Below are 19,797 nucleotides of genomic sequence, written 5' to 3' on the forward strand. Positions count from 1 at the left end.
TCGCAGCCTTCGGCAGCTCCTACAGGATTTGTGTCAGCTTGAGATTTGCAGCAGCCAGTTTTTGAAGGCGAACATCGCCGCCGTTTCAGGGCGCGACTGCAACCGCGTCAACCAGTAACTCCCCGTCGTAATCTCGATCGCAAACGGCTGACAAATCGCCTCCGCCGCCAGTTGCCGGGCAAACATCAGCGGTGGCGCCAGTGCCACACCACTCCCCTGCAATGCGGCCTCCATCATCGCCAGCGACGAGTCGAAAACGATGCTTTGCGGCGGCGCAGCCTGGGTCGCCAACCCGGCCGCCTGAAACCACTCAGGCCATTCATCGGTGCGATAGGAACGCAGCAGTGTTTGTTGCAGCAGATCGCCCGGCGTCTGCAATTGCCGAGCGATTTCCGGCACGCACAACACCGACAGCGGCGCATCGAGCAAACGCGTCGCATCGATGCCATGCCACGCCCCCGCGCCAAAACGGATTGCGTAATCCAGACCTTCCGCCGCGACATCCACACGATTGTTATTGGTCGACAGTCGAAAATCTATGAGCGGATGTTTCGCCCGGAAGTCCGCCAGCCTCGGCAGCAGCCAACCGACAGCGAAGGTGCCGACAGCGCCGACGGTCAGCATTTCGCGATACTGTCCTCCGGCGAGACGTTCGAGAATCTGCGCGATGTGATCGAAAGACGTGCTCAGCACCGGCAGCAAGGTTTCACCTTCGCTGGTCAGCATCAGCCCACGGGGCAGGCGTTTGAACAGGGTGACATTGAGTTGCGCCTCAAGGCTTTTCACCTGATGGCTGACCGCTGCTTGCGTGACGCACAGTTCCACGGCGGCGCGAGTGAAGCTCAAATGACGCGCCGATGCTTCGAAGGCGCGTAGTGCATTGAGCGGCAATTGCGGTCGAATCATGCCCAGTCCCAAATTTTTCTAATGGCTCGTGCGAGTTTTCATCGTTTGTCGGTTGGCGTCGCGCTGACTAGATTGGCCGCGCTGATCAGTTGCCCAACGAAGAAATCGCCCGCAGTGTAGCGGGATAACGTCATCAACACTCATGGAGAGTGGTTCACTCATGCCATCCTTTCATTCAAACAAAGTCATTTCCTGCGCCGCTTTCGGCCTGTTTTTCGGCGCCACATCCTGTCTCGCCGCCGCGCCCGACGCTGCGCAGCTGCAAGCATTGGTCAACGACGCGGTAACGCCCGTGATGCAGCAGCAGAACATTCCCGGCCTGACCGTAGCGCTGACCGTTAACGGCAAGGTGCATTACTTTAACTACGGCGTCGCCAGTAAAGACACCGGGCAGAAAGTCAGCGAAAACACCCTGTTCGAAATCGGCTCGGTGAGCAAAACCTTCACCGCCACCCTCGCCGGTTACGCCCAAGCCACTGGCAAACTGGACCTGTCGACCAAGGCCAGTCAGCTCTGGCCCGAATTGAAGGGCAGCGCCTTCGACAACATCAGCGTGGTGCAACTGGGCACTTACAGCGCCGGCGGCTTGCCGCTGCAGTTCCCGGATAACGCGGATTCGTCTGACAAGATGCTCGGCTATTTCCAGCAGTGGAAACCGGTGTATCCGGCTGGCAGCCATCGTCAGTACTCCAACCCGAGTCTGGGACTGTTCGGTTATCTGGCCGCAAAAAGCCTCGGCCAGCCTTTCGATCAGGCAATGACGCAAACCCTGCTGCCGAAACTCGGTTTGCAGCACACCTACCTCAGCGTGCCTGCCGCGCAAATGGATCTGTATGCGCAGGGCTATGACAAGAACGGCAAACCGGTGCGCGTCACGCCCGGTGCACTGGATTCGCAGGCCTACGGGGTGAAAACCAGCGCGGTGGACATGCTGCGTTACGTGCAGGCCAACCTGAAACCTGAAACGCTGGAAGCCGCCCTGCAAAAAACCATCGCCAACACCCACACCGGTTACTACACGGTTGGCGATATGACCCAAGGCCTCGGTTGGGAAATGTACCGCTACCCGATCAGCCTGGAGCATTTGCTGACGGGCAACTCGACGGAAATGGCCATGGAGGCACACAAGGTACAGTGGCTGAATCCGCCGCAACCGCAACCGGAAGATGTGTTGATCAACAAGACCGGCTCGACGGGTGGCTTCGGGACTTACGTGGCGTTTGTGCCGAGCAAGGACGTGGGCATCGTGATCATGGCGAACAAGAACTTTCCGATTCCTGAGCGGGTGAAAATCGCCCATACAATTCTTAGCGCTGTTGCTGAATAAAGATCAAAAGATCGCAGCCTGTGGCAGCTCCTACATTGACCGAGTGAAAAACCGATCCTGTAGGAGTTGCCGCAGGCTGCGATCTTTTGTCTTTAAAGCTGCGCCTGCAACTTCCAGCCGATGACATCCATCAAGTCGCAACTGTCCCGCAACGGGATCGCCATCACCCGTGCGAAATCCTGCAGCAGCAAGGCGTCGTGGCCCTTACCGTCACCGAGCGCGAGTGTCTCCATCAATTGCGTCACACAGCGCAAACGGTAAGCCGCCGTGCCATGCAGCACATCCACCGGTGCTTCGCGGTCGATCAGCAGAGCGGGAATCTTGCAGTCGATCCCGGTAATTGGAATGTATCGAGCCATGTATGAACCTCCCTGTTCAATGTTGCGTTGCCGCCGGTGGATCGAGATTGTCCAGCGCACGGTTGACCAGCAACTCGCCGAGCACAGCCAACTGCTGAATCGACAAGGCGAGACTGCGCGGCGAACCTTGCAGTTCAGCGGCCAGGTCGGTGGTCAGGACGTTCAATGAGGCAAGGGTTTCGCAAGCGTGGCAGAGCAGCGTGGGCGTATCGATATCGGGGAGGATGGTGAAGAGGTAGCTGATGGGATCGGGGTGACGGGGGTTGCGTAATCGGGGGTTGTTGGCGTCGAAAGATCCTGAATCCATGGGGGATTCTGGAGGGTTTGGCGTTGGTTTTTTCATGTTTGAAGTACCGTAGTGAATTGTGGGAAAAACTACCTTTCTCACTTCCACATGAGGGTGGCAGCTGTACGCAGGTGTGGAAGACCAGGCCAATCCACCAAAACCCGGCGCACTCGAAAGTGCCCCTGCGCACAGCCGCCAAAAAACGCGGCGATGTTGACATAAATAACGTCGACATGCGCTTTTGAGACATTGATGGATGTAACCGACAACCGGACTTCCACGTCCGACCACTTTGTTTTGCAGCGGCCTAAGAAGACTATCCCTCCTCCCCAAAACCCACCAGTTCACCACCGCCGCCGCGACTTGCAGGAAAAATCCGCAGGACCTGAAGGGCCTTTGTGTCAGACGTTTCCGTCGGCACATGCTGCAACGACTTTGGGTTAGCGATTGATTTTATTGCCTCTACACTTGCATCGAACCGGCCAGTGACTGTCATGACAATGCACAACGCATCATGTAATCCGATCGCTGCTCAAGGGACGCAGTCATGGAAATCAAAAATTTCAAACTCTCGAACGTCGGACGCTTTGGCGACCTGGATATTCAGTTTGCCCCTACTCCGACACACTGTTCGAACATCACGGTGCTGGTGGGAAACAACGGCAGTGGAAAAACCACCATTCTTAATTCCCTGAATATTTGCCTGAGCTGGCTGGTCGCAAAAATTCGCTCCAATAAGGGCAATGGCAAATACCTTGTCGATCAAGACATTCGCAACGGCGCCTCAGGAGCCGTCCTTTCGATTGGCATCACCGACCTTTCACACCCGCGCGCAGCTGGCAGTGATCCGGGTTCCGAAAACGAATTGTTCGTATGGGGCGCTGCCCGAAGTCGACAAGAAGGTGCAGCCTCGGGCCGTGGATATTTGAACGAAGTCAGACTGCTTGCAGACCACTACCGCACTCAACTCACCGCCGACGATAACGCCTCACTCCCACTAATCGCTTATTACCCAGCCGAACGTTGCGTTCTCGACATCCCGCTTAAAATCACCAGCAAACAAGCCTCTGATCAACTCGACGGCTATGACACCAGCTTCAACGGTGGCGCCGACTTTCGCGGTTTTTTTGAATGGTTTCGTGAACGTGAGGACAGCGAAAACGAGGATGGGATTTCCGATACCGCACTGGCCGAAATGGCGGAAAAATTCGGTACTGACAGCGACGCCTGGAAAGCGCTCTCCAATTTGAAAGCCTCCACTCGCGATCGCCAATTGACTGCCGTTCGTTCGGCTCTGACTGCGTTCATGCCGTACGTCACTAACCTGCGCGTACAACGCAAGCCCCATCTGCATATGGTAATCGACAAGCATGGCGCGACATTCAATGTCACTCAGCTCTCGCTTGGCGAAAAGTCGATGATTGCGTTGGTGGGTGACATGGCCAGGCGTCTGGCGATGATGAATCCATCAATGGACAACCCGCTGCACGGTGACGGCATTGTTCTGATCGACGAGGTGGAATTGCGCATGGATCCGCAATGGCAGCTCGTCTTGATTGCGCAATTAAGTGCAACCTTTCCCAATTGCCAGTTCGTGTTGACCACGCGTTCACCACTGATCATTGGTGATACCAAAGGTGTGCTGGTTTACCTGCTTGATGATGGCGATAGCAGTGAATAGACAAGTTGCTGTGAGGGCGTCAGTGTCCGCAAATATGCAGGTAACGGAATAAAGATTGTAGGAGTGAGCCTGCTCGCGATAGCGGTGTATCAGTCAACGCTGATGGTGACTGATACACCGCTATCGCGAGCAGGCTCACTCCTACAGGGAGAGTTTTTTATTCAGTGAGTATGCAATCAATCATCCGGCATTTCCGGCGGCTTGGCTGGTTTCGCAGGCTTGGTCGACTTCGCGTTCTTCGCACCTTTTGCCGGTTCCGGCGTAGCAGCAACCGGCGCTTGAGCCGCAGCGGCCGCTTCCTTCTCGGCCATTGGCATGGCATCGATGGTGTCGAAAATCTTCTTCAGATCCAGCGCTTTCGCTTCATCCCCCGAAGCCGAGAGTTTGGTCTCGCCGTCCTTGCCCACCAGGAACACTTTCGGATACGCCCCGGCGCCGAGTTTCAGCGAGCGCAGCAGCGCCATGGTGTCTTGCTGGCCCATGTCTTTGCCGTCGAGTTGGCCGGACATGTTGAGGATGGTGTAGACCTTGATGTTGCGGTCGGTGACGCCCTTTTTGTTGGCGGGATCCTCCAGCGACTTTTTCAGCGCCACCCACACGGGGTCGACGGTGCTTTGTGCGATCACGATCAGCGGTCGGGCGCGGCCCATGTCCCCGGCGATGGGCGAATCGTTGTCAGCGGCGAACAAGGGGCCGGCAATCGCCAGCAAGAGTGTCAGGGTCAATGACCTGATGAGCATGCGCATCTCCTTTTGATATCCACGCTCTAATGATTGCGCATCGTGGCGATTGTTCCGGGCCAACCCGGCAAATATCTTCCGCCTAGTCAGAAGCTTAGGACAGGCGCGACATTGCGCAACATATCCGACATGATCGCAACGCGGATTTGATTACCTTTTATGACCGCATTAGGGTGGTGATTCTGCCAATGGAATGGAGTTCCCCCGCATGTACATCGATTACCTGTGCGATCACCCCGGATTGATCGAAGAACTGGCCACGCTCAATTTTCAGGAATGGGGCGAGTTTCGTCCCGGACAAACCGTCGAGGACCGTATCGAACACATGCGCGAGTCTTGCGGCAAAGGTGCAGTGCCGAGTGTCGTGGTAGCGCTAGAGGGTTCGCGACTGCTGGGCGGCGCGCTGTTGATCGAAAGTGATCTGAAGCTGCGCCCGAACCTGACGCCATGGCTGGCGGGGGTTTACGTCAAGGCTGAGGAACGCGGTCGCGGGATTGCTTCGCAACTGGTCAATCGAGTGGTTGCAGAAGCGGCGGCGTTGGGTGTGCGGGAGTTGTATCTCTACACCGACACGTCGCAGTCGCTGTATGCACGGCTGGGTTGGGAAGTGATTGAAGAGCTGGTCTACGACGATTTGCAGGTGACGGTGATGAAATACGTCATTGAGCGCTAACCCTAGTGAGGCGGCTCGCCGCAAGCGTGCAGCCTCACTCCAGCGCTGAATCGAGCGCCAAGAGCAATTGCGAAGGATCGACGGGTTGTCCACCGAGCTTGAGTTCACCGCTGTCGAGTTCAACGCTCAACCTCACCGACGCCCGATCGCCCGGGTACTTGCGCAGCACCAGTTCGATGCCATTGGCCGTCTCGTCGGCGGTACCGAGCAAATCCCACAGACTCTCGCTCAGATCCAGTAGCACTTTTTGCTGCTGCAGATCGACTACCTGCGGCGCGTACAGCCAATGGCTCATGCGCATCTCACGCGGTTCGACGGTGATAGCGAGGCGGCCATCGCAGTGGACAGTGGTTTCACTCATGGCCGGATCAGAACGCCAGTTTGTAACCGATCAGCACCAGCATCGTCGCCAGGCACGGGCGCAGCACTTCATCGGAGATGCGTCCGGTCAGGTGGCTGCCGAGCCAAATACCTGGCAGCGAGCCGACCAGCAAGAAGCCCAGCACGCCCCAATCCATATTGCCCATGCTCGCGTGGCCCAGGCCTGCAACCAGCGTCAGTGGTACGGCGTGAGCGATTTCAGTGCCGACCAGACGGCGGGTCGGCAGCAGCGGATAGAGGATGAACAGCGCGACCGTGCCGAGGGCGCCCGCACCGATCGACGTCAGGGCGACCATGGTGCCGAGGACCAGACCGGTGATCACGGTCATCACGTTCAGGCGCGAACCGCTTGGGTTGTAGTTACCGCCGGCGCGTTTGTGGGCGAAGTCGAGCAAGCGTTTCTTGAAGAAAATCGCCAGCGCCGTGGCGAACAATACAAAGCCGAGCGCTTGTTTGATGATGGCGTTCATCGCGTCCGGCGCGGTGTGCAGAGTGCTGAGGAACCACAGAGTCATGGCCACCGCCGGCACGCTGCCGAGGGTCAGCCAACCAGTGATGGCCCAGTCGATGTTTTTGTTTTTGCGATGGACGAGCACACCACTGGATTTGGTAATGGCGGCGTACAAAAGATCAGTGCCCACCGCGGTTGCCGGGTTGATGCCGAACCACAGCAGGATCGGCGTCATCAACGAACCACCGCCGACACCGGTCATGCCGACGATAAACCCTACTACCAGCCCGGCAATCACCAGTCCGAAATTTGCCAATTCCATTAAACCGTCCAGAAAAACGACAGGAAAAATCTGGCCCGCAGCATAGCGATTTTTCTTATAACCACATATATCGATGCGGTCTATCGTTATGCCATATCAACCTCACCACTCTTTCCCCCCTGTGGGAGCGAGCCTGCTCGCGAATACGTTGTGTCAGTCGACACATGAGTTGAATGATCCACCGCATTCGCGAGCAGGCTCGCTCCAACAGGGGTTGTGTGGCTGGCTTCGATAGTTAGTGCACCCGCCGGCCCGGCTTGAAGCTGTGGGTTCTGTTGATCCACACCGTGGCCAGCGCGATCAGCGACAGAATCAGCAACGCCCACGGAAACGACATCGCCCCTGCGCGATCCAGTAGCAAACCGCCAAACAAGCCGCCCCCGGCAATCGCCACGTTCCACGAGGTTGTAAGCATCGCCTGCACCACATCGACATGCTCACCGGCCGAGTCCGCCGCCGAGGTCAGCAGCAAGGTGGCCGAGCCGCCAAACGACAAGCCCCACACCGCCATGCACGCGTAAATGACCAGCGGTGACGGTGCCGCCAATGCCAGTACCAGCGCCGTCAGGGCAAACACCGCGAGGCTGATCAACGTCAGCCAGCGCAACCAGCGATCCACCAGCATGCCAATAATCCAGATCCCCACCAGCGAACACAGGCCAAACACCAACAAAACCAGGTCGACCCGGTCGGCGAGCCCGGCCTGCATCAGAAACGGCGCGATGTAGGTGTAGAGAATGTTGTGTCCGAGCATCCACGTCAGCACCACGAACAACACCGGTCGCACGCCCGGTAGACGCATGGACTCAAGCAGCGGCAGACGCTCGGCACTGGCTTGCCCCGGACGATCCGGCACCGCAATGACAATCCACGCGGCCAACACCAGGGCCAGCGCCGACATGATCCCGAACGACGCGCGCCAGCCGATCAGGTTGCCCAGCCACGTTCCCGCCGGCGTGCCCAGTGACAACGCCACGGGCGTGCCGAGCATGGCAATCGCCAGCGCCCGCCCCTGTTGATGCTCCGGCACGATGCCGCGCGCATAACCGGCCATGATCCCCCACGACAGCCCCGCCGCCATCCCGGCGAGAAAACGCGAAGCCAGGGTCAGACCGTAATGGCTGGAGAACGTGGTGACGGTGTTGAACACCAGAAACCCGCCAACCGTCATCAACAACACCCGCCGCCGTGGCCAGCCGCGCGTGGCGACGGTCAGCGGAATCGCCGCGACAATCGAACCCAACGCGAAGAGCGTCACCAGTTGCCCGGCGAGCACCTCGCTGACATTGAGCCCGGCGCCGATTTGCGGCAGCAGCCCGGCGGGCAGGGTTTCGGTGAGGATGGCGATGAAGCCGGTCATGGCAAACGCCAGCAACGCGGCATAAGGCAGTTTGTCCGCTCGGGCGTTGCGGTCGACACGAGTGAAATCGGCGCTTGCGGGGTCGGTCATGACGGGTGCAGCTCCTTTTTGATCAATAGTGGCGGTGGATTGTATACAAAAACAACCTTCACTATTGGATCAATGTGGGAGCGAGCCTGCTCGCGAATGCGCTAGTTCAGTCAACACTTCAGCGCCTGAAGGACCGCATTCGCGAGCAGGCTCGCTCCCACATTTGATATCTGCACACCACAGGTTTCGTGGAACTCATTGCACCGGCAAGAAATTCAGGAACAGCAAACTCTGCGCATAGTTAAGGCCGATCCGCCGGTAGCGCTCATCAAGCATCTGCGTGATCAGGTCCAGTCGCGCAACGATTTTGCCGAACTCGGTGGCGAAGCTCAGGTTGCTGCCCTCCTCCGAGATCTCATTGGAAAACAGCAGCGGCTGGCCCTCCTTGTTCTGGCGTTGGGACAAAATCCACGTGGCTTTTTCGATATTGCGGGCGGCGTTGTGAACGAACGTCGGGTTGATCGCGTCCGTCATGTAGAACTCGGTGCGATTGCCGTGGGCGGTGACCAGCATGCTGCCGATTGCATAGATGAACGCGCCGACGCGATCACCGAGAAACTCCGGACTCATCGCATAGCTGAGCGCGGCCAGATCCTTTCGACCACCCAACACCGGCAGCGGCTGTTGCTGCTCGATGGCCTGGCGCACCTGTTTCACCGCGGCATGGATGTTGAGGAAACCCGACTTGCGCAGCTCGTCCGGGTTGCGCAAGTACAGCTTGCCTTGCAAGCGGTAAAGACTGCTGAGGTTGTCGCGCATCGCCAGCGTGGCCATGCGGTCGACGCTGGTCTGCAAAAATTCCTGCGGCTGACCGTCACGCATCTGGTTGAAAAAACCGTTGCCGTCCTGATGGCTGCAGCCGCTGAACAACAGCGACGACAAACAGACGAGCAACAAGCACGGACGACGAAAAAAAGGGGCAATCAGATGAAAAGCGCTCGGCATGAATTCTCGATCAGGCACGTTCCTGTGCGGCGGGAGTCACCGCATCCTGGCCATGGATAGAGCCGCCGATTGCGAAAAAGTGCAGTGGTGCACATGACCAACCGACCTTCGGCACCTTCGCCACAACCAATTAGTCTGTCTTTATTGTTGAAATAAACGATTCATCAGCTATAAATTTCCTTCCATACAACAAATAGCATGACTAGTACCCATGTAGGAGCTGCCGAAGGCTGCGATCTTTTGATCTTGCCTCTGAAATCAAAGGCAAAAGATCACAGCCGTCGGCAGCTCCTACACGGCATCGGCGCCATTTTGAAAACAACAACAAAAAGGAACGTCAACCATGCTTCAATCCCGTCACCTGCTCTCCGGCCTCGGACTGTCCCTGATGATCGCCGCCCTCTCCGCCAACGCGGCCGGCCTCAGCGCCGAACACAAAGCCTTCGGCAAAACCAATGACGGCACGCCCGTCGAACAATACATCCTGCGCAACAGCCACGGCATGCAAGCCACCGTCATCACCTACGGCGCGACCCTGCAATCGCTGAAAGTCGCCGACAAGCACGGCAAGTTCGACGACGTCGTGCTCGGCTTCGACGATGTGCAGGGCTACCAGAAGGGCACCGCCTACTTCGGCGCGACCATCGGCCGCTTCGGCAATCGCCTCGCCGAAGGTGCGTTCGAACTCGACGGCAAGCGCTATCAAGTGCCGCAAAACGATAAGACCAATGCGCTGCACGGCGGCACGCTGGGCTTCGACAAGAAAGTCTGGAAAGCACAGGAAACCAAGGACAAGGATTCCGTCGGCGTGACCCTGACCTATCTGTCGGCGGACGGCGAAATGGGCTTCCCCGGCAACCTCACCACCGAAGTGACCTATCGCCTCACCGACAACAACGAACTGCGCATCGACTACAAGGCCAGCACCGACAAACCGACCGTGCTCAACCTGACCAACCACAGCTATTTCAACCTCGCCGGCGCCGGCAATGGCGACATCCTCAAACAGGTCGCCACCCTGCACGCCAGCCGTTACACCCCGGTCACCGCCAAATTGATCCCGACCGGCGAACTGGCGCCCGTGGCCGGCACGCCGATGGACTTCAGCAAACCGACCGCGATCGGTACGCACATCAAGGCTGATCATCCGCAGCTGAAATTCGCTGAGCCGAAACAGGGTGGGTTCGATTTCAACTGGGCGCTGGATACCAAGGGTGATATCGGCAAAGTTGCGACTGAGGTGAGCGATCCGCAATCCGGTCGCGTGCTGCAGTTGTTCACCACGGAACCGGGTGTGCAGTTCTATACCAGCAACTTCCTCGACGGCACGGTCAAGGGCAAGGGTGGCAAGGTGTATCCGCACTGGGGCGCGTTTACCCTGGAGACTCAGCACTATCCGGATTCACCGAATCAGCCGGACTTCCCGAGCACTCGCCTTGATCCGGGGCAGACTTACAGCCACAGCGTGGTGTTGAAGTTCTCCGCCAAATAACCTCCAACGCTGATCGTTCCCACGCTCCGCGTACCTTCGCGAACTGGAACGCGGAGCGTCCCTTGAGGCATTCCATTGTTGCGCGTGGGAACGATCAATCACCAAGGAGATTACAGACCCACACGCTCCAATCCCTGGCGCATGCCTTGATCCGCCTGCTCGCACCATTGCTTCAGCGTCAGACTCGGCGGCAGATTGGCCTCCAGGGTTTTGTATTGACCATCGTCCAATACCTCACCCTTGCGACCTTGCGCCTCGTTCTTATCGCCGTCGCTCTTGTCCATCTGCCCTGGAATACCGGCAACAAACGCCACCATTTTATTGGCGTTCGCAGTGCTTTCAGCTTTCAGGAAACCTTTGTCAACGCAATGGTTAATCAGACCGGACATGTTGCGCCCAGTGTCGTACATCCCTTTCAACGTAGCAGCGTCCGGTCCTTCTGCGTGAGCAACATTGACGGTGCCGAGAGCGGCGGTCAGTGCGAGGATCAAAGCGGTGTTCTTCATGTTTATTCCTTTAATGGATGAAGCCAGGTTGTTTACTTGCAGTATTCCTGAGGGCGAACGAAGAGCTCACCCTCGCGGATTCAACTGACCACCGCTCCTTTGGGGCCACTGGCAATCAGCGAGGCCCCGCAGGCGGTTTTCATGCCGTCCAGCGCGATGGGCGTTCCATCGACGGTGTAAGTGCTGCTGCCTTCGGCAATTGGAAAAATGCCTTTGCACAGAGGACAGCTGACCTTGTGACCCACCCCGGCGATGGGCTTGCCGTTTAGGTCGGTCTGGGAAAAGGCTTCGAGGACTTTGCCACCGTGAGTGGTGGAGTCGCCCAAGCGAATGGCGTCTTTCATGTTGTCACTCCTTCGACTACGAGGGTTGACTGCAGCCTCGATCAATTTCGCGTCTTTCGGCCACCAATGGCAGAGATTTTTATCAGAGGCAGGTTGCGTTTAATCAACCTTCAAAAACGTGGCCTGCCCCTGATATATTTCATAAATTTTTAGAGATTAAAAAGTGGCTATTCGGCTGCAATTTTACCGAGAGTCAACCTACACGCGGAAGGCCTCATTTAAGCCAACCTCTTCATCCTCGTCCCCATCTTCAAGACACCTGAAATTTCTTCCATTGAGTGCTGTTTTAAGTAGGGCGTACAGTTCTGCTGATTGGAAATTCACTTGGAGCCACAGGGATTCATCATCCCCATAAATGAGACGACTATCGTAAGCCCCACTGCTATTCAACGAGTGATCCTTCAAATAAAGATCACCGTCGCCCGAGCGAACACAAGCACTACTAGCTTTAACAATGTCGATGACATGCTGAGCTGTAGAGTTGTCGTCAAACACCAATTTGTATTCATAACTCATGATCCGTGTGGTCTCCCTCGGACAGCTGGTAAATCGGCAGGATTACGAATGCCAATGTGAGTTTTATTAGGATCGGTGGAAACTTTACCCTCATCATCCAGTTGATGATTGGACGGATCCTGTTTATGGATGTGTGCATTGTTGCCAGATTTGTGAGGGCAGGCATTCAAGTTTCCGTACTTGTGAACCCTGACCTCTGAACCGTCTGCATGCTTCCAGGTTTCGTTAACCCCATTGTCTTTGGTTTTCGAAAATCCAGCGCTGTTCAACGTTCTACCGGCGCGAGGAATACTCGTACCTTTCATCCGAGGTAGATCAGAAGAGGCGGAAAGGCCAAGTGGATCAATCCACTCCAGCGGGTTAGGTACGTAATGATAAAGGTTCAGTCCACCAGCCAGCCCAATCGGGTCCTGTGAAATGAAACGCCCTACCTCAGAATCGTAGTATCGGTAGCGATTGTAATGCAGCCCCGTCTCATGATCGTGATACTGCCCCTGGAACCGTATCGGGTTCTTCACGCCATGCTGCCGCGCCCACTCCGAGCGCTGTTCCGTCACCTGTCCCCACGCCTTGTACTGTGCGGTCCACGCCATGTTGCCTTGGGAATCGGTCAGCTCCTGCGGCGTGCCGAGGTGATCACACTGATACCAGGCCACCGCATCAAACGGTAATGCCGTTGCCTTGTGATTCCACACTGGATCTTCATCAAGGCTGTATTCACCGCTGTAATCCGGCAGCCCAATCAGATCAATTGGCGCATGCCGTACAGCCTGTGCAACAGGAACAAAAGTGCCGGGTTCGAAGACGTAGTGCACCGTGCGGCCGGGTTCGCCATCGCTCTGTGCCGGACTGCTTTCCCAGGCGAGGTTGTCGCCATCCCAGCCGTACAAGGTGAAGCCGCAGCCGAGTTCGCGTTGTTTGCGCGCGTGTTCGTTTCTGTTCCAGAGAGAGCCTGCTTCAGGCCGCTGCTTGTAGTGCGCACGCGAGTTTTTGTGCAGGCGTCGTCCCAGTGCGTCGTAGGCGAAATCCACACTGAGGCGCGGGTCTTCGAAATGCACCAGTCGATCAAACAGGTCCCAGCGCAGGTCGCTGCGTTGGCCGTTGTGCCAGCGCTGGATCTGGTTGCCGCGTTCGTCGTAGTCGTAATGCGTGCCGGCGTATTCGCGCAGGAGGTTGTCGACCAGTTTGCTGCGCGGTGGGGTCAGGTCCAGTGGGCGGCGAATTTCTGTCGCCTTGTCGTCGAGCAGGTTGCCGGCCGGGTCGAAGGCGAAGGTTTCCACGCCTTGACGTGTGGTGGCGCTGAGCAATCGGCCGACGGGATCGTAGCGATAGGCGAGCGGGCCACGACGGCTGTCGTTGATGTCGGTCAGTTGGCCGGCGGCGTCGTAGCTGTATTCGCGTTTGAGCAGTGTGGATTTGTCGTCGCTGCGTCCCAGCAGTTGTTCTTGCAAACGGCCGGCCGGGTCCCAGCTTTGGGTTTGCAGCAGGTGGTTGCCTTGATGGCGGGCGACTTCGCGGTGCAGGTCGTCGCGTTCGTAGCCGATCAGTTCGTGTTCATCGAGGCGCAGGCCCAGCAGGTGGCCGCTGCCGTACGTCAGCCAGCTGACGCGGTGGCCGTCCGGGCGCACGGTGGCGACTCGTTGGTTGAGCACGTCGTACTCGTGCTGCCAGATCGCGACGGTGGGCTTTTCCAGGCCGAGGTAATGCTGGTGCTCGCGCAGCAGGTTGCCGACCGGGTCGTGGAACCATTGCAGGCGGCTGTCGGCGTTGTCGGCCAGCACCAGATTGCCGTTGCCATCGTAGGCGAAGGTTTCGCTTTGCGACTGATCGCCCAGAGTGGCGCGACGCTCGGTCAAACGGCCCATCGGGTCGAAGCTCAAAGAGATGACACGTTGGCCATTGATCGATTGGGCGAGGCGACCGGTCAGTGGGTCGTACTGATAACGCGTGCTGCGCCCATCGAAACCGCGTTCCTCGAGCAGACGACCGACCGGGTCGTAGTGGAAGTGCGCGCGTTGTTCGTTTTCGTTTTCCAAAGCCGTTAACCGTCCGAGACGGTCCCAGCGATAGCGCAGGGTTTGTTCGGCTGCGTCGATGCGTTCGGCGATCAAACCGGCAGCGCTGTAGCTCCACGTGGTGCAACGATCAAGTCCATCAACGTGCGCCAACAACCGACCTTCGGCGTCGCGCTCAAAGCGCTCTTCGGTCTTGTCCGGGTGCTTGATCAACACCAATTGCCCGGCCTTGTATTCGTATTCGGTGGCGTTGCCGGCAGCGTCGGTGAAGCAGGTCATCTGCCCGAGTTCGTTGTATTCCCACGCGCTGGTTTTGCCCGAGCAATCGACGTACTCGACCAGTTGCCCGGCGTCGTTGTAGTCCAACGTCTTTTCGTTGCCGTTGGCGTCCTTGATCGCGGTGGGCAGGCCGGATTTGTTGTAGGCGTATTCGGTTTTGTTGCCCAGCGGATCGAGCGCTTCGACCAGATTGCCCTGGTCGTCATAGGCGCGCTGCCACTGACCGCCCTCGGCGTCGCTGATCTTGATCAGCAGGTCCTGATCGTCGTAGGCGTAATGCATCACGGTATGGTCGGCGCGGATGTGTTCGAGCAGGTTGCTGCGCTCATCGTAGCTGTAGCGATCGGTGCTGCCGTCAGCATTGACGCGGCGCACGATGTTCTTCGCCTCGTCGCGGAAGAACCATTCCGAACGCTCGTCCGCGTAGCGGATGCGATAGGTGTAGCCAAGGATGTCGTAGTAGTGCCAGGTCTCGTTGCCGAGGGCATCGGTGACGTAGGTCAGACGGATGTTCTCGTCCCACTCCAGACGGGTATCAAAGCTGCCGTCGTCCGCCCACTCGCGCACGGCTTTGGCCTTGGCGCTCGAACCGTCCCACTGCAGGTTCGTGCCGCGCCCGGTGCGGTCGGTGTAGCGGGTGATCAGGTGATGCTGGAGCTGATACGACCAGACTGCACCGCTCTCGTCCTGCGCCTGAATCAGGTCGCCATAGGCGTCGTACTGGTACGCACACAGCTGGCGCAGCGGTTCTCCATCAACGATCTGCCAGACACCGATAAACCGGCCGTGATCGTCGATCATCGTGCCGAGGTGCAAATGGACTTTGGTGAAGTCGTTTTCCTGATAGGTGATCAGGTCGGAGAGCACCGAGTGTTCGCCGTGACGATGCTCGTAATGCAGCATCATCCCGGCGCCGTTGCGCAGCGAGATATTGCTCAGCACAAAGCGCTGGCCACGGCGGACGTAGGTTTCCTTGCGCTCGAAACCACGGCACAGCAACAACTGATCTTCGCTGTTGCGGACCAGGGTGATGTCTTCGATGGCGTCGTAGTGGAACAGGCCGACTTTTGGCAGTGGGTAGCTGTGGTCGCGGCCGTCAGCGCCGTAGAAGGTCAGGCCATCGTCCACGCAGTCGAAACGTGTGGTGAATTCGTTGATCCAGCGCGCACCGAGTTCACTCTGATCGTAGGCGTCGAGGCGTGAGTTGTAGGTGCGCGTCCATTCGATCGGGAAGGGGCCGGGCAGGCTGAAATCGGTATGGCTGAGGCTTTCAGAGCCTATGGCGAAATTGATACTGCGCCCCGTGCTGGCGCAGGCGCAGTTTTTTTTCGGCTCGGGTGCGTGAGTCGCCGAAGCCTGTTGGCCGTTAGAGGCCAACTGCCCCTCGGATGCCGTACGCTTCGCCTGACCGGTCTTGTCCGGGTGGACCGCGGCGTTCTGCCCATGGGCATTGCGCTTGCGCCACAAGGTCACGGCACTGGAGAGGATCAGCAGCAACCAGCCGATCGAGTTCTGCACCGACTCATCGTCGAGCTTGCTCAACTGCGTACGCAGCTCCGGGCCCATGGCGCGCAGTTTTTTGGTTTCGTCAGAAACGGTTTTTTTGAAGTCATCGGGGACAAGGTTTTGCGCCACGCTGTTGGCCAGGCCTTTGCCTGCCGACTTCAGGGCGCTGTTGGCAGCCCCGAAAACATTGCTGAATGAGGCCAGCGGATCATTCTTGAATTGATCGGCTGCGGCGCTCGCCTGGGCGCTGGCTGCATTCAGATCACCTTTGGCATCCAGATTGCCGAACGCCACCGCTTCGATGCCTTTGGCAATCTCATTGATGACTTCTTCACCGAGCTTGCCAGCGTCCGCCAGAATACCCGGCAACTTACCTTTGGCTTGCTCAACAAAATCATCGAGGGTGCCGATAATCGAGGCGTTCAGGTGACCGACCAACACTTCAATCACTGAAGTGCTCAGCAGCAATTTGCTACTGGCCCTCATTTCCTGACGCACCAGAAACAGCGTCGGGCGCAAAGTCATGCGCGCAGCTGCCATCGACGGCGGCAAAGGCAATACGCCAATCAGGTTGATGCCCAGGCTGGCCCACGCGAGCAAGTCGCGTTGCTTGGCGTTCGACAGGGTGACGATGTCACCCAGCGCATCGACTAGCGCCATGATGTTGCCCACCACCGGCAGGAAGCCGGCGTAGTTCTTGATTCGATCAAGCGTGACCACGCCATCCGTAGCCGATTGCAGCCAAGCATCGAAGGTTGCCGCACTGCTGGCGACGTCCTGAATGTCGATGGCGTTCAGTGGAACGATGGCAACCTGAGGTTCACGTTTTACAGCAGCTACTTCATTAGTCATGACAGCATCTCACCCGCCAACAGGCCCGGGGTTTTCAAGGAAGGTTTTGGCAGACTCGGTGCAGGCAGGCTCGGCAACTTGCCCGCCTTGCTCGCCGCCCCTAGAAGCCCCGACGCACTTGGCAACACCGCACTCGCCAGCTTCGGCAACCCCGCCACCCCGCCCTGCACCACACCTTTCACTTGCTGCGCCGTTTGCATCGCACCTTGCGCCGTCTGCATCGCACTCATCCCTGTTTGCGCCATGTCCTTGCCCTTCTCCAACATCTCCCAACTCTTGCTCGGCAACACCTGCGCGACCATCGCCTGCACTTGGCTCGGCACCTCTTCAGGCCCCGGCGGATTCAACGGCCATTCCGGCTTGCCGATGTAACTGCCATCGCTCCAGGTATCCGCCGGGTCTTTACCGAACAGCACCCGCGCAGGCCCCGGTGCGGCGCCGGCGACACTGGCGAAACCCTTGCCGTCGAGCTTGCCCTTGATGCTTTTGCCCAGCGCATCGATGACTTCGTAATCGCCCTCTTTGATGCCCTGACGCCCAGCGTACTGGTTGAACAATTCCAGGTTGCCCTTGCCCGGTTTCGGTGGTTCCGGGAATACCCCAGCGAGACTTTTCGCCCCGGTGTAGGCGAAGTTCGCCGCGTGCGCGGTGTACGGGCCGCTGGTGGCGTGGGTGATGCCGCCGGCGTTGTAGGTGGTGGCGCTGCCGCCGCCCTGAATCACCAGTTCGGTTTTTGCGGTGATGGTGATGCGGTCGGCGTTGGCGGTAATGTTGAGTTTGGCCAGCAGGTTGATGCTGTCCTTCAGCGCGCGTACGTCGATGTCGCCGGAGGCCGCGACCAGCCGCCAGCCCATGCTCTGCACAAACAGGCGCATGCCGCGACTGGCACTGGCCAGCAGGCGTTTGCCGATCGACAGGCTGGTGTGGCCGGTGCTGCTCAGCGCCAGGTGTTCGCCGGTGGCGATGTGGCTGGAGCGCGGCGTGGTCAGGGCAATACCAGCCGGGCTGGCGAGGACCAGATGCGGCTCGGTGAACTCGGGGAATTCGTTGGCAGTGAGGTTCGCAGGACCCGAGCCGAGTACGCCTTGATGCTGAGCGTGCAGCGCTTTGGCGACGTCGTCCTGATCGCCAGCTTCCTGGGCCTGCAACTCTTTGGCTTGAACGGCGAATCCATCTTGCTGATCGCTGGCAGTCGCGAGGCGCTCGGCGGTTTCCGGCAGATCCTTGTGATGCTTGGATTCGTTCGGGCGCGGCTCAGTCGTGATGAGCAGACCGGCCGCCGCACGCACCGCACCGTGGCGATCGGTTCTTAGTTCAAAACCTTCACCGCGCGGCTGGCCACCGCTCGGGCGCGGATGAGTCAGATAACCAAGGTTGATCGCACTCGCACCGTGGTCACTGCGCAGCGCAATGCTGATCTCGCTGGTGGTATCGTCGATGCGCAATTCGTTGGCGCGGCTGCCCTTGTATTCCTTGCTCTTGACCGTGGCCAGGGTCTTGAAATCCGGCAGCTTGTACGGCGGCAGATTCGCGCCGTGGTACAGGCAACCGGTGATCAGCGGCTGATCGGGATCGCCCTCAAGGAAGGTGATCAACACCTCCATGCCGACCCGTGGGATGTTGATCGAACCGAAGGTTTCCGCGGCCCAGCTCGACGCGATACGCATCCAGCAACTGGTCATGTCGTCGTGCTTGCCTTCGCGGTCCCAGAAGAACTGCACCTTCACCCGGCCGTACTGGTCGCAGTAGATCTCTTCGCCTTCCGGGCCGCAGACCACGGCACTCTGGGTGCCGAGGACTTTCGGTTTCGGGTGATCGAGCGGCGGACGGTACGGCACGTCCCACGGGATCGCGCTGAAGCGGTTGCGGTAGCCCTGGTGGAAATCGTCCTTGTTGTCCGTTGTGTCGCTGGTCACCGACTCTTCCAGCACTTGCGGCTGTTTGCCTTCGTGGAAGATCTCAGTGAGCAGCCACAGGTCGTTCCACGTCGGGTTTGCGTGTTCGGTCAGGGCGAGGAAATGCCCGCTGACCAGAATCGGCTGATCACTGTTGCCTTCGGCCAGACGATAGTCGCTGCGATGACGTTCCAGCGCGCGATTGGCCAGGTGTTTACCGCGCTCGCGATCGACGAAACGGCCCGGGTAGTCGTAGTCCTCAAGATCCGGTTGGGCGCTGCTTTTGGCATCGCTTTCCAGCTCGATCTTCGGTTTGACGAAGTCGTAATCGCGCCGTGTCGTACGGCTGGTGCGCGTGGCCAGACGCAGGCCGAAACGCTTGACCACCGGTTTGTCCGCGACCAGCCCGGAGTCTTGCTGATAGGCCACGGGCGCCAGTTTGGGGAACACCGTCTGGTCATCACCGAAGGTGAGTTTGTGGCCGCTGGTGGTGTGCTGAAAGTGGTAGTGAATCCCCTCCTCCTCGCACAGGCGCTGGATGAAATCGAGGTCCGACTCGTCGTACTGCACGCAGTAAATGCGTTCGGGATAAATCGCGCTGAGCTGGAAGTGGTAATCGCTGGCGAGAATGCCGTGCTCTTCCAGCACCTGGCTGATGATCTGCTGCACGGTCATCTGTTGGAAGATGCGCTGGTTGACCCGATGCGCGAGGTACGCCAGTTGCGGACGCAAGGAGATTTTGTAACGGGTCAGGCGCTTGCCCGCCTCGCCCTGGGCGATGCTGTAGACCAGCCCGTGAATCCCGCTGCCGCTCGGCGACAGCTGAAGAAACGCCAGTTTGTGCAGCACGCTTTCGAGGTTGATCGAAGCC

17 protein-coding genes are annotated in these 19,797 nt (G+C 58.4%); 4 read left to right on the forward strand and 13 right to left on the reverse strand.

Annotation, left to right across the window (positions count from 1 at the left end):
- Positions 1–33 precede the first annotated feature (33 nt).
- Positions 34–906, reverse strand: coding sequence for a LysR family transcriptional regulator (locus tag ACIF4X_RS10010; protein WP_397481992.1), 873 nt, complete (start codon positions 904–906; stop codon positions 34–36).
- A gap of 160 nt (positions 907–1,066) precedes the next feature.
- Between ACIF4X_RS10010 and ampC the strand changes: the two genes are divergently transcribed.
- On the forward strand, positions 1,067–2,233 hold the full coding sequence (gene ampC / locus ACIF4X_RS10015) for a class C beta-lactamase (RefSeq protein WP_397481993.1): 1,167 nt from the start codon (positions 1,067–1,069) through the stop codon (positions 2,231–2,233).
- Positions 2,234–2,325: 92 nt separating this feature from the next.
- On the opposite strand, the gene ACIF4X_RS10020 is transcribed toward ampC, so the two are convergent.
- Positions 2,326–2,592: a hypothetical protein gene (locus ACIF4X_RS10020; protein ID WP_093433981.1), complete on the reverse strand. Its 267-nt coding sequence runs from the start codon at positions 2,590–2,592 to the stop codon at positions 2,326–2,328.
- A 16-nt stretch (positions 2,593–2,608) separates the two neighbouring features.
- Complete coding sequence (locus ACIF4X_RS10025) at positions 2,609–2,899, reverse strand: DUF6124 family protein (protein ID WP_397481994.1); 291 nt, start codon at positions 2,897–2,899, stop codon at positions 2,609–2,611.
- A gap of 526 nt (positions 2,900–3,425) precedes the next feature.
- Here ACIF4X_RS10025 and ACIF4X_RS10030 point away from each other — a divergent pair.
- Positions 3,426–4,559, forward strand: coding sequence for an AAA family ATPase (locus ACIF4X_RS10030; RefSeq protein ID WP_397481995.1), 1,134 nt, complete (start codon positions 3,426–3,428; stop codon positions 4,557–4,559).
- A 176-nt stretch (positions 4,560–4,735) separates the two neighbouring features.
- Here ACIF4X_RS10030 and ACIF4X_RS10035 read toward each other — a convergent pair whose 3' ends face one another.
- Positions 4,736–5,299 (reverse strand): DUF4174 domain-containing protein, encoded by a 564-nt coding sequence (locus ACIF4X_RS10035; RefSeq protein WP_397481996.1) that lies wholly within the window; start codon positions 5,297–5,299, stop codon positions 4,736–4,738.
- 208 nt (positions 5,300–5,507) lie between these two features.
- On the opposite strand from ACIF4X_RS10035, the gene ACIF4X_RS10040 reads away from it, so the two are divergent.
- On the forward strand, positions 5,508–5,972 hold the full coding sequence (locus ACIF4X_RS10040) for a GNAT family N-acetyltransferase (protein WP_397481997.1): 465 nt from the start codon (positions 5,508–5,510) through the stop codon (positions 5,970–5,972).
- Between the two features lie 34 nt (positions 5,973–6,006).
- Here ACIF4X_RS10040 and ACIF4X_RS10045 read toward each other — a convergent pair whose 3' ends face one another.
- From ACIF4X_RS10045 to ACIF4X_RS10060, 4 genes are all read right to left on the reverse strand, one after another.
- The gene (locus tag ACIF4X_RS10045; protein ID WP_397481998.1) at positions 6,007–6,333 is read right to left on the reverse strand and encodes a hypothetical protein; all 327 of its coding nucleotides are present in this window, start codon (positions 6,331–6,333) and stop codon (positions 6,007–6,009) included.
- A 7-nt stretch (positions 6,334–6,340) separates the two neighbouring features.
- Positions 6,341–7,126, reverse strand: coding sequence for a sulfite exporter TauE/SafE family protein (locus ACIF4X_RS10050; RefSeq protein ID WP_242207532.1), 786 nt, complete (start codon positions 7,124–7,126; stop codon positions 6,341–6,343).
- Between the two features lie 235 nt (positions 7,127–7,361).
- On the reverse strand, positions 7,362–8,576 hold the full coding sequence (locus tag ACIF4X_RS10055) for an MFS transporter (RefSeq protein WP_397481999.1): 1,215 nt from the start codon (positions 8,574–8,576) through the stop codon (positions 7,362–7,364).
- 195 nt (positions 8,577–8,771) lie between these two features.
- A complete protein-coding gene (locus ACIF4X_RS10060; protein WP_397482000.1) occupies positions 8,772–9,521 on the reverse strand; it encodes a hypothetical protein in 750 nt (249 codons plus the stop codon).
- Positions 9,522–9,864: 343 nt separating this feature from the next.
- On the opposite strand from ACIF4X_RS10060, the gene ACIF4X_RS10065 reads away from it, so the two are divergent.
- Positions 9,865–11,013 carry an aldose epimerase family protein gene (locus tag ACIF4X_RS10065; protein ID WP_397482001.1) on the forward strand — a complete coding sequence of 383 codons (1,149 nt, stop codon included), beginning with the start codon at positions 9,865–9,867 and terminating at the stop codon, positions 11,011–11,013.
- A gap of 110 nt (positions 11,014–11,123) precedes the next feature.
- Here the strand turns inward: ACIF4X_RS10065 and ACIF4X_RS10070 are convergent, their stop codons facing one another.
- The 5 genes from ACIF4X_RS10070 to tssI form a co-directional block, all read right to left on the reverse strand.
- Entirely contained in the window at positions 11,124–11,519 is a 396-nt protein-coding gene (locus ACIF4X_RS10070; protein WP_397482002.1) for a hypothetical protein, read from the reverse strand.
- 80 nt (positions 11,520–11,599) lie between these two features.
- The gene (locus tag ACIF4X_RS10075; protein ID WP_397482003.1) at positions 11,600–11,863 is read right to left on the reverse strand and encodes a PAAR domain-containing protein; all 264 of its coding nucleotides are present in this window, start codon (positions 11,861–11,863) and stop codon (positions 11,600–11,602) included.
- 198 nt (positions 11,864–12,061) lie between these two features.
- The gene (locus ACIF4X_RS10080) at positions 12,062–12,379 is read right to left on the reverse strand and encodes a hypothetical protein (protein ID WP_397482004.1); all 318 of its coding nucleotides are present in this window, start codon (positions 12,377–12,379) and stop codon (positions 12,062–12,064) included.
- Positions 12,376–17,031: an RHS repeat-associated core domain-containing protein gene (locus tag ACIF4X_RS10085; RefSeq protein WP_397482005.1), complete on the reverse strand. Its 4,656-nt coding sequence runs from the start codon at positions 17,029–17,031 to the stop codon at positions 12,376–12,378. Before ACIF4X_RS10085 ends, ACIF4X_RS10080 begins: the two co-directional genes overlap by 4 nt.
- Positions 17,028–19,797 (reverse strand): type VI secretion system tip protein TssI/VgrG (gene tssI / locus ACIF4X_RS10090; RefSeq protein ID WP_397482006.1); only part of this gene is annotated, 2,770 nt, incomplete at its 5' end. The genes ACIF4X_RS10085 and tssI, both read right to left, overlap by 4 nt.

The sequence above is a fragment of the Pseudomonas sp. NPDC085632 genome (assembly GCF_044541255.1).
Taxonomy (GTDB): domain Bacteria; phylum Pseudomonadota; class Gammaproteobacteria; order Pseudomonadales; family Pseudomonadaceae; genus Aquipseudomonas.

Coding starts and splice junctions, on each gene's coding strand:
- ACIF4X_RS10010 (WP_397481992.1), bottom strand. CDS start 906: ATGATTCGACCGCAATTGCCGCTCAATGCACTACGCGCCTTCGAAGCA.
- ampC (WP_397481993.1), top strand. CDS start 1,067: ATGCCATCCTTTCATTCAAACAAAGTCATTTCCTGCGCCGCTTTCGGC.
- ACIF4X_RS10020 (WP_093433981.1), bottom strand. CDS start 2,592: ATGGCTCGATACATTCCAATTACCGGGATCGACTGCAAGATTCCCGCT.
- ACIF4X_RS10025 (WP_397481994.1), bottom strand. CDS start 2,899: ATGGATTCAGGATCTTTCGACGCCAACAACCCCCGATTACGCAACCCC.
- ACIF4X_RS10030 (WP_397481995.1), top strand. CDS start 3,426: ATGGAAATCAAAAATTTCAAACTCTCGAACGTCGGACGCTTTGGCGAC.
- ACIF4X_RS10035 (WP_397481996.1), bottom strand. CDS start 5,299: ATGCTCATCAGGTCATTGACCCTGACACTCTTGCTGGCGATTGCCGGC.
- ACIF4X_RS10040 (WP_397481997.1), top strand. CDS start 5,508: ATGTACATCGATTACCTGTGCGATCACCCCGGATTGATCGAAGAACTG.
- ACIF4X_RS10045 (WP_397481998.1), bottom strand. CDS start 6,333: ATGAGTGAAACCACTGTCCACTGCGATGGCCGCCTCGCTATCACCGTC.
- ACIF4X_RS10050 (WP_242207532.1), bottom strand. CDS start 7,126: ATGGAATTGGCAAATTTCGGACTGGTGATTGCCGGGCTGGTAGTAGGG.
- ACIF4X_RS10055 (WP_397481999.1), bottom strand. CDS start 8,576: ATGACCGACCCCGCAAGCGCCGATTTCACTCGTGTCGACCGCAACGCC.
- ACIF4X_RS10060 (WP_397482000.1), bottom strand. CDS start 9,521: ATGCCGAGCGCTTTTCATCTGATTGCCCCTTTTTTTCGTCGTCCGTGC.
- ACIF4X_RS10065 (WP_397482001.1), top strand. CDS start 9,865: ATGCTTCAATCCCGTCACCTGCTCTCCGGCCTCGGACTGTCCCTGATG.
- ACIF4X_RS10070 (WP_397482002.1), bottom strand. CDS start 11,519: ATGAAGAACACCGCTTTGATCCTCGCACTGACCGCCGCTCTCGGCACC.
- ACIF4X_RS10075 (WP_397482003.1), bottom strand. CDS start 11,863: ATGAAAGACGCCATTCGCTTGGGCGACTCCACCACTCACGGTGGCAAA.
- ACIF4X_RS10080 (WP_397482004.1), bottom strand. CDS start 12,379: ATGAGTTATGAATACAAATTGGTGTTTGACGACAACTCTACAGCTCAG.
- ACIF4X_RS10085 (WP_397482005.1), bottom strand. CDS start 17,031: ATGACTAATGAAGTAGCTGCTGTAAAACGTGAACCTCAGGTTGCCATC.